This window comes from Planktotalea sp., from assembly GCF_018607995.1.
In the GTDB taxonomy this organism is placed as follows: domain Bacteria; phylum Pseudomonadota; class Alphaproteobacteria; order Rhodobacterales; family Rhodobacteraceae; genus Planktotalea.
On record NZ_JABBAL010000016.1, the window covers coordinates 45,545 to 58,893 of the forward strand.

The 13,349-nt window shown below is 54.2% G+C and carries 14 protein-coding genes; 10 read left to right on the forward strand and 4 right to left on the reverse strand.

The window, feature by feature from the left end; genetic code table 11:
- Nucleotides 1–58: 58 nt before the first annotated feature.
- From QZ280_RS06335 to ptsP, 5 genes are all read left to right on the forward strand, one after another.
- Nucleotides 59–547, forward strand: a complete 489-nt coding sequence (locus tag QZ280_RS06335) for an NUDIX hydrolase (protein ID WP_293441738.1) — start codon at nucleotides 59–61, stop codon at nucleotides 545–547.
- Nucleotides 548–588: 41 nt separating this feature from the next.
- Complete coding sequence (locus QZ280_RS06340; protein ID WP_293441739.1) at nucleotides 589–1,044, forward strand: DUF1178 family protein; 456 nt, start codon at nucleotides 589–591, stop codon at nucleotides 1,042–1,044.
- Nucleotides 1,044–1,685 (forward strand): SDR family NAD(P)-dependent oxidoreductase, encoded by a 642-nt coding sequence (locus tag QZ280_RS06345; protein WP_293441740.1) that lies wholly within the window; start codon nucleotides 1,044–1,046, stop codon nucleotides 1,683–1,685. Before QZ280_RS06340 ends, QZ280_RS06345 begins: the two co-directional genes overlap by 1 nt.
- 78 nt (nucleotides 1,686–1,763) lie before the next feature.
- A complete protein-coding gene (locus tag QZ280_RS06350; RefSeq protein ID WP_293441741.1) occupies nucleotides 1,764–3,002 on the forward strand; it encodes an aspartate kinase in 1,239 nt (412 codons plus the stop codon).
- A gap of 106 nt (nucleotides 3,003–3,108) precedes the next feature.
- Entirely contained in the window at nucleotides 3,109–5,355 is a 2,247-nt protein-coding gene (gene ptsP / locus QZ280_RS06355; protein WP_293441742.1) for a phosphoenolpyruvate--protein phosphotransferase, read from the forward strand.
- 9 nt (nucleotides 5,356–5,364) lie between these two features.
- Here ptsP and QZ280_RS06360 read toward each other — a convergent pair whose 3' ends face one another.
- Both QZ280_RS06360 and QZ280_RS06365 read right to left on the reverse strand, forming a co-directional pair.
- Nucleotides 5,365–6,111, reverse strand: a complete 747-nt coding sequence (locus tag QZ280_RS06360; RefSeq protein ID WP_293441771.1) for an EcsC family protein — start codon at nucleotides 6,109–6,111, stop codon at nucleotides 5,365–5,367.
- Between the two features lie 31 nt (nucleotides 6,112–6,142).
- Entirely contained in the window at nucleotides 6,143–6,670 is a 528-nt protein-coding gene (locus QZ280_RS06365; protein WP_293441772.1) for an N-acetyltransferase, read from the reverse strand.
- A gap of 34 nt (nucleotides 6,671–6,704) precedes the next feature.
- Here QZ280_RS06365 and QZ280_RS06370 point away from each other — a divergent pair, with 34 nt between their 5' ends.
- Nucleotides 6,705–7,310, forward strand: coding sequence for a flavin reductase family protein (locus QZ280_RS06370; RefSeq protein ID WP_293441743.1), 606 nt, complete (start codon nucleotides 6,705–6,707; stop codon nucleotides 7,308–7,310).
- A gap of 92 nt (nucleotides 7,311–7,402) precedes the next feature.
- Here QZ280_RS06370 and QZ280_RS06375 read toward each other — a convergent pair whose 3' ends face one another.
- Nucleotides 7,403–9,037, reverse strand: coding sequence for a SulP family inorganic anion transporter (locus tag QZ280_RS06375; protein ID WP_293441744.1), 1,635 nt, complete (start codon nucleotides 9,035–9,037; stop codon nucleotides 7,403–7,405).
- Between the two features lie 175 nt (nucleotides 9,038–9,212).
- Here QZ280_RS06375 and QZ280_RS06380 point away from each other — a divergent pair, with 175 nt between their 5' ends.
- The 4 genes from QZ280_RS06380 (at nucleotide 9,213) to QZ280_RS06395 (ending at nucleotide 11,925) form a co-directional block, all read left to right on the forward strand.
- Nucleotides 9,213–10,088 carry an S-methyl-5'-thioadenosine phosphorylase gene (locus QZ280_RS06380; protein WP_293441745.1) on the forward strand — a complete coding sequence of 292 codons (876 nt, stop codon included), beginning with the start codon at nucleotides 9,213–9,215 and terminating at the stop codon, nucleotides 10,086–10,088.
- Nucleotides 10,088–10,714: a LysE family translocator gene (locus QZ280_RS06385; protein ID WP_293441746.1), complete on the forward strand. Its 627-nt coding sequence runs from the start codon at nucleotides 10,088–10,090 to the stop codon at nucleotides 10,712–10,714. The genes QZ280_RS06380 and QZ280_RS06385 overlap by 1 nt, the downstream gene beginning before the upstream one ends.
- Before the next feature lie 191 nt (nucleotides 10,715–10,905).
- A complete protein-coding gene (locus tag QZ280_RS06390; RefSeq protein ID WP_293441747.1) occupies nucleotides 10,906–11,325 on the forward strand; it encodes a hypothetical protein in 420 nt (139 codons plus the stop codon).
- A gap of 69 nt (nucleotides 11,326–11,394) precedes the next feature.
- A complete protein-coding gene (locus tag QZ280_RS06395; protein WP_293441748.1) occupies nucleotides 11,395–11,925 on the forward strand; it encodes an adenine phosphoribosyltransferase in 531 nt (176 codons plus the stop codon).
- Here QZ280_RS06395 and QZ280_RS06400 read toward each other — a convergent pair.
- Entirely contained in the window at nucleotides 11,920–13,332 is a 1,413-nt protein-coding gene (locus QZ280_RS06400) for an FAD-binding oxidoreductase (protein WP_293441749.1), read from the reverse strand. The genes QZ280_RS06395 and QZ280_RS06400 overlap by 6 nt on opposite strands.
- Between the last annotated feature and the right edge of the window lie 17 nt (nucleotides 13,333–13,349).

Below are 13,349 nucleotides of genomic sequence, written 5' to 3' on the forward strand. Positions count from 1 at the left end.
CATGCACAATAAGATCGCGAAGCGAAAACCAGCGGCAAAAGGCAGTACAGTCAGACCCATGAAAGAACAGCGCGCAAAAGATCACTCCTTCGCCCCTATTGATATGATGGGTGCCAAAAAAACAGGGCTGCGCACACAGTTTGCGGCACTTTGCTACCGTTTGCGCAAGGGCAAGCCGGAAATCTTGTTGATCACCAGCCGTCGCAAGAAGCGTTGGATTATTCCGAAAGGCTGGCCGCAAGATGGCATGCGCCCTGCACAAAGTGCTGCGATTGAGGCCCATGAAGAGGCCGGTGTTGAAGGCAAACTGCACGACTTTAGTATCGGGATTTATTCTTACACTAAAAACCATGTCTCCGGTCGCGCGTTGCCTTGCGTTGGCATTGTGTATCCTTTGAAAGTTAAGAAAATTCATGACAGATACCGCGAAGTGAGCCAACGCAAGCGTAAGTGGTTCAGCCTTGCGCAGGCCGCGCACAAGGTGAGCGAACCGGAATTGGCCCATATCATTCGCAATTTCGAGCCAAACAAAATTCAAAATGCCTAAATGCTCTCGACCCTGCGATTTTCAAGATATAACAGAAGAGTATGATCCAATATGCGCTCAAATGTTATGAAGGGCACCAGTTTGACAGCTGGTTTCAATCTGCCTCTGCCTTTGACAAATTACAAAGCGCAGGGCTGTTGACATGTGCGATCTGTGGCGCAACGCAGGTGAACAAGGTTCTCATGGCTCCCACCGTGCGCCCCGCGCGTGCAACGGCGCAGAAGAAAGAAGCGTCTCAGGGCAATCAGACGTCCGGTCCTTTGTCGACGCCTGCATCGCCCGAAGAGCAGAAAATCGCAGAACTGCGGCGCTCTGTTGAAGCCAACAGCGAATATGTAGGCGGCGAGTTCGCAAAAAAAGCACGCGCGATGCACGACGGCGATGCACCCGAAACCTCAATCTATGGCGAAGCAAACTTGGAAGAGGCGAAAAAGCTGGTGGAAGACGGTGTTCCTGTTCTACCGCTGCCGTTTCGCCCCTCAGGAAAGGACAATTGATGCAGGTAATTCTGACAGGCGGCAACCGCGGTATTGGCGCGCAAATGACATCCCAACTGCGCGCTCGCGGCGATACTGTACTCGCAACCTCTCGCGACGGCAGCACAGATGCGGTTCTTGATGTGACAAATGCAAAGCAAGTTCAAAGCTTTGCAGCTGATTATCAGCCCGTGCTCGACTTGCTGATCTGCAATGCGGGCGTTTACCTCGATAAGGGTCACGCGCTTGAGACGGGCTACGAACGGCAACTCTGGACCGACACATTTGGCGTAAACGTCACTGGCGTGTTTCAAACAATCCAAGCTTTGCTGCCAGCTTTACGCAAAAGCCAAGCCCCAAAGATCGCGATTATCGCGTCGCAAATGGGCTCTTCGGAGCGCGCAGGCGGCAACGCATTTCTTTACCGTGCGTCTAAGGCGGCCGCGGTCAACCTCGCTTGCAACCTCGCGATTGAACTCAAGCCAAGCGGCATTGCGGTTGGTGCATATCATCCGGGTTGGGTGCAAACCGAAATGGGTGGCGCTGAAGCTGATATTGATGCTGCGACCTCTGCAGCGGGCTTGATCCAACGCTTCGATTTGTTGTCCCGTGATCATACTGGCGTGTTTGAGAATTACGACGGCGCGCATATGCCGTTCTAATGCGGTCCCACTGCCCCCTTGCCCTTGGGCTAAAGGGGTCGTAAATGCTGCGCAACTTCTCTTGTCTAGGACGCATCCATGCCCGTTCTCGTTATGAAATTCGGCGGCACTTCAGTTGCTAATCTTGACCGTATCAAACGCGCAGCCAAGCGCGTGGGTGTCGAGGTTGCCAAGGGCTACGACGTAATCGTTATCGTCTCTGCTATGTCTGGCAAGACCAATGAATTGGTGGGCTGGGTCAATGAAACCTCTCCACTTTATGATGCGCGTGAATATGATGCGATTGTCAGCTCTGGCGAGAATGTGACCGCAGGGCTAATGGCCCTCACGCTGCAAGAAATGGATGTGCCCGCGCGCTCTTGGCAGGGATGGCAAGTGCCCGTGAAAACAACCTCTGCCCATTCTGCTGCGCGCATTGAGGAAATTCCGTCCGACAATATCATGGCCAAGTTTGCAGCGGGCGATCGCGTTGCTGTTGTTGCTGGTTTTCAAGGAGTTAGCCCAGAAGGTCGCATCACGACGCTTGGGCGCGGTGGCTCTGACACGACGGCCGTTGCCTTTGCCGCCGCCTTTGAGGCAGAGCGTTGCGACATCTACACAGACGTGGACGGCGTTTACACGACCGATCCGCGCATCACCGACAAGGCGCGTAAGCTCGATAAGATCGCGTTTGAAGAAATGCTGGAACTAGCGAGCCTTGGCGCGAAGGTTTTGCAGACCCGCTCTGTCGAATTGGCGATGCGCTACAAGGTCAAACTGCGCGTACTCAGCTCATTTGAAGAACAATCAGATACCGCAGGCACGCTTGTTTGCGCCGAGGAGGAAATCATGGAATCCAATGTTGTTTCAGGCATCGCCTATAGCCGCGACGAAGCGAAAATGACCCTGGTGTCTGTCGCAGATCGACCTGGCATTGCAGCTGCGATCTTTGGCCCGCTCTCTGATGCGGGCGTGAACGTAGATATGATTATCCAGAACATCGCCGAAGACGGGCGCACAGATATGACGTTTTCTTGCCCCACGGATCAGGTGAAACGTGCTGAGAAAGCGATGGAAGACGCGAAAGCCTCTGGCGAGATCAACTATCACGACCTGATTGCGGATACGGATGTTGCCAAAATCTCTGCCGTTGGCATTGGTATGCGCAGCCAGTCAGGCGTGGCCGCAAAAATGTTCAAAACGCTCAGCGATGAAGGCGTTAACATCAAGGTAATCGCGACATCTGAAATCAAGATTTCGGTCCTCGTGGATCGCAAATATATGGAGCTTGCCGTGCAAGCGTTGCACGATGCATTCGAGCTGGAAAAAGCGGCTTAAACGCGCAGCTCGCGTTGCCTCTCCCCTTCCGGGAGCGATTCCCATATACTGCTTTCAGACGCTTCTAGGCGTGATGTTGGTTCTTCCGGGGGGATAAAACCGCGAGATGGCGCAAAAACGAGAAAGCGAAAGCCGTAAACTGCTCGTGCGCTTGCGCGATGCAATGGCGGAAGACGGGGATGGCCAGCAACGACTGGACAAAATCACCAGCCTTATTGCGACCTCTATGCAAACCGAGGTCTGCTCCATCTACCTGTTTCGTGACCATGAAACATTGGAACTTTGCGCAACAGAAGGCCTAAACCCCGAATCCGTGCACCAAACGCGTTTGCGGCTTGGCGAAGGTCTTGTTGGCCGCGTCGCTAAAAAATCCAAGACAATCAACACCGCAGATGCCCCTTCCGAAAAAGGGTTCCGCTTCATGCCGGAAACAGGCGAAGAGATTTATTCGTCTTTTCTTGGCATCCCCATTCAGCGCCTTGGTGAAAAGCTGGGCGTGTTGGTTGTGCAATCCAAAGCCTCGCGTTTATTTTCTGCGGATGAGCTTTACGCATTAGAAGTCGTCGCCATGGTTCTGGCAGAAATGACCGAGCTTGGTGCATTTCTTGGCGAGGGCGAGGCGCTCTCCGCCCGTCACCAACAACCCGTTCTGCTACGTGGTACAGCGGGCCAAGAAGGTGCAGCTATCGGACACGTTTGGCTACATGAGCCGCGGGTTGTCGTTACAAATGTCATCGCCGAAGATCCCGAAACCGAAACCGCCCGTTTGAATGATGCAGTTGAGACCCTGCGCGTCAGCGTCGACAAACTTTTGGCAGGTGCCGCAGGAGGTGACGGAGAACAGCTTCAGGTTCTTGAAGCGTACCGCATGTTCGCTAACTCCAAAGGCTGGATGCGTCGCATGGAAGAGGACATTTTGAATGGTCTCTCCGCTGAAGCTGCCGTCGAAAAAGAGCAAACGCAAGCCCGCACGCGCCTTGGTCAGGCCAATGATTCTTACCTGCGTGAACGCTTGCAGGACTTGGATGACCTATCGAACCGTCTATTGCGCATTTTAACGGGGCAAGGCAGCGCCACTGGTGCAGAGCTGCCCAGTGATCCGGTACTCGTCGCGCGCAATATTGGCCCCGGTGAACTACTAGAATACGGCCGCTCTCTTAAGGCGATTGTTCTCGAAGAAGGCTCTGTTGGATCACACGCTGCGATTGTCGCACGTGCCCTCGCAATCCCTCTTGTCGTACATGCGGATGGCATCACGCGCGAGGCGCTTAACGGCGATCATATCATGGTCGACGGCGATCAAGGCATCGTGCATTTGCGCCCTGATGACACAGTAAATGCGGCCTTCAAAGACAAAATTGCGATGCAAGCGGATGCGCAAGAGCGGTATTCAGCGACACGCGATAAACCAGCCATGACGCTGTGTGGGGTGACGATTTCACTGCATATGAACGCTGGTTTGATGGCGGATTTACCTTCGCTGGAAAATTCCGGTGCAGAAGGCGTGGGCCTGTTTCGAACAGAACTACAGTTCCTTGTACGCAACAAAATGCCTCAGCGCTCAGAGCTAAGCGCCCTCTACAGCCGCGTTCTGGATGCTGCAGGGAACAAGCGCGTTGTGTTTCGCACGCTTGATATCGGATCTGACAAAGTTCTGACCTATATGAAACCCAACGACGAACCCAATCCGGCCCTCGGGTGGCGCGCAATCCGCGTCGGGTTAGATAAGCCGGGTGTTATGCGCATGCAGTTGCAAGCCCTCTTGCGCGCCGCAGCGGGACGCGACCTATCGATCATGTTCCCGTTTGTGGCCCAATATAGCGAGTATATCGCCGCGAAAGCGGAGATGGACAAAGCGATGGAGCGCGAACGCCGTCTCGGTCATCCCTTGCCCTCGAACATCGAAATCGGCGCAATGCTGGAAACCCCATCGCTGGCCTTTGCACCGCAAGCGTTTTTCGAAGACGTCGGGTTCCTCTCAATCGGCGGCAATGATCTTAAACAGTTCTTCTTCGCAGCAGATCGCGAAAATGAGCGGGTGCGCCGCCGGTACGACACGCTCTCCATTCCATTTCTAAGCTTCTTACAAGGCATCGTGACCCGTTGCGAGATCGCTGGAACACCGCTTTCATTCTGTGGCGAAGACTCTGGTCGCCCAATTGAGGCAGCCTGTTTCGCTGCAATAGGAATGAGAGCGCTCTCGATGCGACCTGCTTCAATCGGACCGGTTAAACATCTGCTGCGCCATGTGGATTTGAACATTCTGCGTCAAATCATTGAAGAATGTGACCAAAAAGGCGAGCGATCCGTGCGTGGTCCTGTGAGTGATTACATCAAGTCTCTGCCTTTATAACAAGGTGTCCTAGAGCGATTTCACCGCATCTGAAAGCCGCAGAACCAGTTGATCGCGGTGTACACCATAGCGCGCACCAGCCCGCATCAAGCCAAAGTGCACATGCGCCATTTCTTGGTAATAGCTGGTGTAGGCATAGTTGGTGGCCGCCCCTGCGACTGCCCCAATGATAGGAACGGCTTGCGCGGCAAGCTTTTGTCCCAGAGCAGCGCTTAACCGCGGAGCAATGCGTGCGATTATGCTTTGCACAGTCGTGCCAGACAAAGTGATCCGCGCACTTAAGAAGCCCATGTCCGCCCCATCATCTGCCGCCAGAGGCCCCGCCGCTGCAAAGACCTGCAAACATTCGGCTTGGATCTTCGGCTCCGACGGGTCAAAGCCGTATTCTGCCGCAATCCCTTGGATCGCACGCAGTAAAACGGTCGTAGTGATGGGAAGTTCTGCCAAGGCCGTCGGCAATCCACCTGCGCCACCTGCGGCCCCCATAGCGGTCGCAGTCGCAGTATTAAGCCAAGTGCTCTGATCTGCTACGATCCCCCTGCTGCGCGTGGCGGCGGCCGAGGCCACTCTAAGCGCTTTCAGCGTCGCCTCCTCCAAGTGATCTTTCACTGGGTCCGGCAAACGCTCCATCAAGTTTTCTGCATGTCCACCCACGAGATTAAGCACTTGGATTCCCATTCCTCCAGCCTTGCGATAACGACGCGCAATAACGTCGATGTCTTGCTCCAAAGAAGCGGGGATAAGATCGATGCTCATGTCATTTAGATTTGCATCCAACCCGTCGGTTTCAAGGTGCACGCACAACGTGGCCTTTCACGTCTTTCCAATCTGGCCCGTCAACGTGCAAGCCAAGGACCCGCTCCGGGTTGGTTGGCGGCGGCATCACAACACCGCTGAGTTGCGAAAAACCGAATTTCGCATAGTAAGGCGCATCACCAACCAGCATGACGCGTGCCCAACCCTGATCCTGCGCGCGCGAAAGACTGTTTCGAATGAGGGCACCGCCCAACCCTTCCCCCTGACGCGTTGGGTGGACGGCAATAGGGCCAAGCAATAAAGCGGTATGATCACCGATCCAAACCGGCCAATACCGGATCGCGCCTGATAGAATATCGTCAGCGTCGCGCGCTACGCTGCTCAAACCGGCGACGGTTGGCACGCCGTCGCGCAAACGATAGGACGATAGCGCCTCGCGACCCGGCGCAAAACATAGATCATAGAGGGCTTCGACCTCCCACCAATCCTCTGTTTTTTCTGGTCTGAGCGTGTACACGTCTCTGCTCTCGCGTTTTTTGACTGGCAACGCGGTTAACATGTCGATAGCGATTGGGCAAACAAGGAGTGACATGATGTTTTATCGTCCCAAAGACGGCCACGGCCTGCCTCATAATCCCTTCAACGCCATTGTGACACCACGTCCGATTGGCTGGATTTCAACCCGCGATAGCGAGGGCCGCGACAATCTCGCACCCTACAGTTTTTTCAATGCGGTCGCCTATGTTCCACCCCAGGTTATGTTCGCATCAACTGGCACAAAGGATGATCGGGATAGCACCAAAGATAGCGTTTCAGCGATCCGCGAAACTGGGGTGTTTTGTGTGAACATCGTTTCGCGCGCGCTGCAAGATGCGATGAATGCGTCAAGTGCGACGCTCGCCGCAGGTGTAGATGAATTCGAGCATGCAGAGCTTGAAAAAGCAGACTGCGTCAGCATCAACGCTGCGCGCGTCGCCACCGCCCCTGCCTCCCTTGAATGCAAAATGACGAAAATTATCGATCTGCAGGGCAGCAACAATTTTCTAGTCTTGGGTGAAGTCACAGGCGTTCACATGGATGATGCCTGCATGAAAGAGGGTCGATTTGACGTCACAACGTTCCAACCACTCGCGCGCCTAGGCTATCGCGATTATTCAGTTGTTAAAGAGCTCTACGAGCTGAACCGCCCCGACGACTAAGCCACCCGTCTTCTTTGGTCCAAAAATACCTTGGGGGAGTCGATCGAAGATTGGCGGGGGCAACGACCCAAACCAAACTCTTACGGGCTAAGCTAGTGCCCGCCCAAAATCCCGGTCCGTACCTGATAGTCTGCTGCTATTTCGTAATCAGGATCATCGTCGCTATCAACCATGAGATGACCCGCAGTGTTCAACAGCTGGTGGCAATCTCGGCTCAAATGACGCAGCTGAATGCGCTTTCCAGCCTCTTCATACTTGGCCGCGACCGCTTCAATTGCTTGCAACGCGGATTGATCAACCACCCGGCTTTGTGCGAAATCAACGATAATCTCAGACGGATCATCTGCAACATTAAACAATTCAATAAAGCCATCCGAAGATCCAAAGAACAGAGGTCCTTGGATTTCATAGACTTTTGCACCCTCAGAGCTGGCCGATGGGCGCTCAATCGCGTGAATGCGGCGAGCGTTGTTCCATGCATAGGCAAGTGCTGAGACGATCACCCCCACAACAACCGCCACAGCAAGGTCGGAATACACCGTCACAACCGTTACCAAGATAATGACAAATGCGTCCATTTTCGGCACGCGGCGCAGGATCAGCAGCGAGTTCCACGCGAAAGTGCCAATCACCACCATAAACATAACTCCCACAAGCGCGGCCAATGGGATCAACTCTATCACGGACGAGCCAGCAACGATGAATAGCAACAAAAAGAGTGCAGCCGCGATACCAGCGATCCGCGTGCGGCCGCCCGATTTCACGTTTATCATCGACTGACCAATCATCGCACAACCGCCCATGCCACCGAAGAAGCCAGTCACAGTATTCGCAAGTCCCTGCGCAATACACTCTTGCGACGCGCCCCCGCGTTTGTTGGTCATTTCGCCCACAAGGTTCAGTGTCAACAAACTCTCGATCAAACCGATTGCCGCCAGGATAACAGCATAGGGCAGGATGATCTGGACCGTTTCCCAATTCAAAGGAACCGTGGGAATATGCCATGTTGGCAAACCGCCTTGGATAGACGCCAAATCGCCAACACGCGGAACATCAAGACCAAACGCAATCACAACAGCTGCGACAATTCCGATCCCGGCAAGTGGAGCCGGTATCACTCTCGTCAAGCGCGGCGTCACCCAAATGATCGCCATGGTGCACCCAACAAGGATCAACATCAGCATCATCGGACCGCCAGACAACCATTCACCACCCGTCATACCATGCCCGTCACTCACGACGGTTCCCGGCACTTTAAATTGGGTCAACTGCGCAAGAAAAATAACAATTGCAAGGCCGTTTACGAAGCCAAGCATCACAGGATGCGGCACCAATCGAATGAACTTGCCCCAATGCATTGCCCCAAAGAAGATCTGCAAAAGTCCCATTAAAACAACGGTGGCAAACAGATACTCCACACCGTGTTGCGCGACCAAAGCCACCATGACAACGGCCAAAGCCCCCGTCGCGCCCGAAATCATACCCGGACGTCCCCCAAACAAGGCAGTGATCAGGCCAACTAAAAACGCTGCATAAAGACCCACCAAAGGATGCACACCAGCGACAAACGCAAAGGCAACCGCTTCTGGCACAAGCGCCAAAGCCACCGTCAAGCCCGAGAGCAATTCGATCCGCAAACGCGTGATTGAAAACCCTTCATCCGGCATCCACCGCAAATCGGGCGGTGTCATGTGATTGGCGAATGCACCGAGAATAGCTCGTTTCATGTGGTTAACCTGCCTTTCGGAGTACGTTTTGTTAGCGTCCCGTAAACCAAGCCGAGGTCAAAGAACACCCCTGCTCGCACGCCATTTTGATGCAACGAAGACGATTCAGGCATTTTCATTGAGCCTTGTGCTGGTTAGCCTGCCGATAAACTGCACATGACAGGAAACGATTAACATGAGTGACACCATGATTGCCGTTATTGGCGGCTCTGGTATTTATGACATAGACGGCTTAGCCGATGCCACATGGCAAACCGTCGATAGCCCTTGGGGCACGCCGTCTGATCAAATCCTAACGGGCACGTTAAACGGTGTGAAAATGGCCTTTCTGCCGCGTCATGGACGTGGTCATGTGCATTCCCCAACAACTGTGCCTTACCGCGCTAATATTGATGCACTGAAGCGCTTGGGCGCCACTAATGTGGTCTCAGTTTCGGCCTGTGGCAGCTTTCGCGAAAATATGGCCCCAGGTGATTTTGTCATTGTAGATCAGTTCATTGACCGCACATTCGCGCGCGAAAAATCCTTCTTCGGCACAGGCTGCGTCGCGCATGTCTCTGTTGCGCACCCGACCTGCCCGCGCCTGTCAGAGGCTTGCCACACGGCGGCCAAGGACGCCGGCATCAATGTCCATATGGGGGGCACCTATCTTGCTATGGAAGGCCCGCAATTTTCCACCCTCGCGGAGAGCAAAATGTATCGCGAAAGCTGGGGCGCGGATGTGATTGGCATGACCAACATGCCAGAAGCGAAACTCGCCCGCGAAGCGGAGCTTTGTTATGCCTCCGTCGCGATGATAACCGATTATGACAGCTGGCACCCCGATCATGGAGAGGTCGATGTGACAGAAATTATCAAAACCCTGATGGGCAATTCCGACAAAGGTCGCGATCTCGTGAAAGGTTTGCCTGCCCTGCTTGGCGCAGAGCGCGAGGATTGCCCCCATGGCTGCGACAAAGCGTTGGAGTTCGCGGTAATGACGGCCCCCGAAAAGCGCGATCCAGTTTTGATCGCCAAACTCGATGCTGTCGCTGGACGGGTTCTCGGCTGATGGATCTTACCCTTTGGCTGGCCTCTGTTGCAGCGTCTGGCGCGTTGCTTCTAATTCCGGGGCCGACAATCTTGCTGATCATCAGCTATGCAATCACGCAGGGCCGCAAGGTTGCGCTGGCCACGGCCGCGGGCGTCGCATTCGGGGATTTAATCGCCATGACGGCCTCCTTGATCGGGCTTGGCGCGTTGGTCGCGACCTCAGCCCTCGCATTCACGGTATTAAAGTGGCTCGGCGCACTTTATTTGCTCTATCTAGGCATAAAAATGTTGAGGAACGCACCCAGTGAAGGGGCTGGATTAGTGAAAACAGACGCCTCTGCGACACCGAAACAAGTGTTTCGCCATGCTGCTATTGTCACGGCCCTAAACCCCAAGAGCATCGGTTTTTTCGTAGCCTTCGTGCCGCAATTCATCTCGTTTGAGGCAGCATATGTCCCCGGGGCCGGTATTTTGATTGCCACTTTCGTTGTATTGGCAGCGTTGAATGCATTTGCTTTCGCGCTTCTCGCCGATGTCTTGCGCACACAAATCGCAAGGCCGCGCGTGATACGCAGATTAACCCAAGCAGGCGGGCTAACACTGATCGGGATGGGTGCCGCAACAGCAGCGTTGAAGCGGGTGTGACGCGCGCGGCGCTCGCCCTGTCTCTGGCTTTATCGAGCGCTGTAAGTGCACAGGAATTTTTGGCGACCGACGCAGCCCTTGCGGATAACGATTTCTATCGCCTCGTCGCTTGCGCCGCTCCTCCAAAAGGGGATTGTAACAAGCCGATCGTACGTTGGGCCAAGACCGAGCTCACGATAGGGATTACCAAGATGGACCGAGCCTATCTGGGTGGCAAAAAAACCCGCGCAGAGGCGTCGTTGAGCCGGGCCATTGATGAAATCACCGCCGCGGGCACCGCAATTCAACTGATCCCTGATGACACGGCCCCAGATATCCCTATCCTATTCCTCGATATTCCCGCGCATAGCACGATCCAAGGCTCCGGCTTTCAAGTGCTTGAAGGCAAACCTATTTCTGGCGCAGGTATGCGCGTCCTAGCGAAAGATGGCGTGATCCTGAAATCGGTGATTATTTTCACCACAGGTCTTCAGAAGCGTGTATTTGAAAGCGTCATGCTAGAAGAGATCACCCAAGGATTGGCTCTAATAACAGACATAGGCGGCCCCTATTACGAGAGCCGATCTATTTTCTACCAATCCAGCAACGCCCTGACAAAATTGGGTAAATAGGACATCATGGCCCTTGGCCGCCACTACACCGCGCGTTAAACAATCCTGACACGCCAAAGGACGCAAATCATGAAAACCGTCAAAGACTACATTCGTACGATCCCTGATTTCCCACATGAAGGGATCATGTTTCGAGATGTCACCACGCTTTTCAGCGACCCGCGCGGGTTTCGCATGGCTATTGACCAGCTGTTGCACCCCTATGTGGGCATAAAGATTGACAAAGTCGTCGGCCTCGAAGCGCGTGGCTTCATTTTAGGCGGCGCAATCGCGCATCAATTGAGCATCGGTTTCATCCCTGTTCGCAAAGCGGGTAAACTGCCCGGTGCCGTAATTTTTCAGGACTACAAACTTGAGTACGGCGAAGCGACGGTTGAATTGCACGACGATGCGATCGAAGCAGGTGAAAAGATCCTCGTCATCGACGATCTACTAGCCACGGGCGGCACTGCAGAGGCAGGCATCAAACTGATCGAACGTCTTGGCGGCGAGATTGTTGGCTGCGGTTTTGTTATCGACCTGCCCGAACTTGGTGGACGCAAACGCCTTGAGGCGTTGGGCGTCGATGTCAAAGCCTTATGTAGTTACGAGGGCCTATAGCGCCAGCACCACACCAGGGTTCATGATCCCATTTGGATCTAGCGCTGCCTTGATCGCGCGCATCGCCGCAAGCTTAGCTGGGTCGCCATATTTTTCAAGATCTGCAGTTTTAAGGCGGCCGATCCCGTGTTCTGCACTGATGGATCCCCCGAGCTCATCAACCAGATCATGAACGCCGACCTTCACCAAATCGCGTACATCCAAATAATCGGACCGCGTTTTTCCTGTCTCAGGAAAGACGTTGTAATGCAGATTGCCATCGCCAAGGTGCCCAAAACAATTGACTAACATTGGCCCAAGGTTTGATATGACTTCACCCGCACGTGTAATGAACTCAGGCACAAGGCTGATCGGCACGGAAATATCATGAGACGACACAGAACCGACCAAACGATTAGCCTCTGGAATGTGTTCGCGCACGGACCAAAATTCTTGTCGTTGCCCAACGGATTGCGCGATCAAGCCATCACTGACCCAGCCCTGCTCTAGCCCTGTTTCAAACAAAGTTTCAAGCGCGTCCTGCGGATCAAGTCCACGCGCCAGACCGACTTCGATCAGGACACACCATTCGGGATCTTGCTCAAAAGGCAAACGCACGCTTGGCAGATAGTCACGCAGGAATTCAAGGCCTTGGCGGTGGATCAATTCAAACGCGCTGATACTATCGCCCAACTGGCTGCGTGCCTCAGCAAGAAGGGAAATCGCAGCTTGTGGGTCTTCTACCACGAGAAACGCAGTTCCCTCGGCGGCAGGTCGCGGGCTAAGCTTTAACGATGCTGCCGTGATTATTCCCAGCGATCCTTCCGAGCCTATGAGCAAATTGCGCAAATCATAGCCCGTGTTGTCCTTGCGCAATCGCGAGAGGCCATTCCAGATGCTCCCATCCGGCAACACCGCCTCAAGCCCGAGGCACAAATCACGTGTATTCCCATAACGCAGAACATTCACACCACCCGCATTCGTTGCAAGATTTCCGCCAATTTGTGCGGTCCCTTCAGAGGCGAGCGACAACGGAAAAAGGCGATCCACATCGGCGGCAGCCGTTTGGATATTCGCCAAAATAGCGCCTGCTTCGGCAACAAGGACATTCTCGCTTGGATGCACAGAACGGATCGCGTTCATGCGTTCTAAAGATAGGATAAGCGGGCGGGGGCCATTAGGCGCAACCTGCCCGCCGACCAACCCTGTACCACCACCATAGGGCACAATACCGATGCCCGCTTGGTTCGCGAGGCGCACAATCGTTGCGACTTGTTCCACAGTCTGCGGAACTGCCATCAAAGTTGTTTGACCTGCATAGCGTCCGCGCGGCTCTTCCAAATAGCGTGGTTCGATCTCTTTGATCACATCGGATGGAAGGGCCGCACGCAAAGCAGCTTCAAAGTCGTCGGAAACGTCGTTCAACATGTACTCATGCCCTTTAT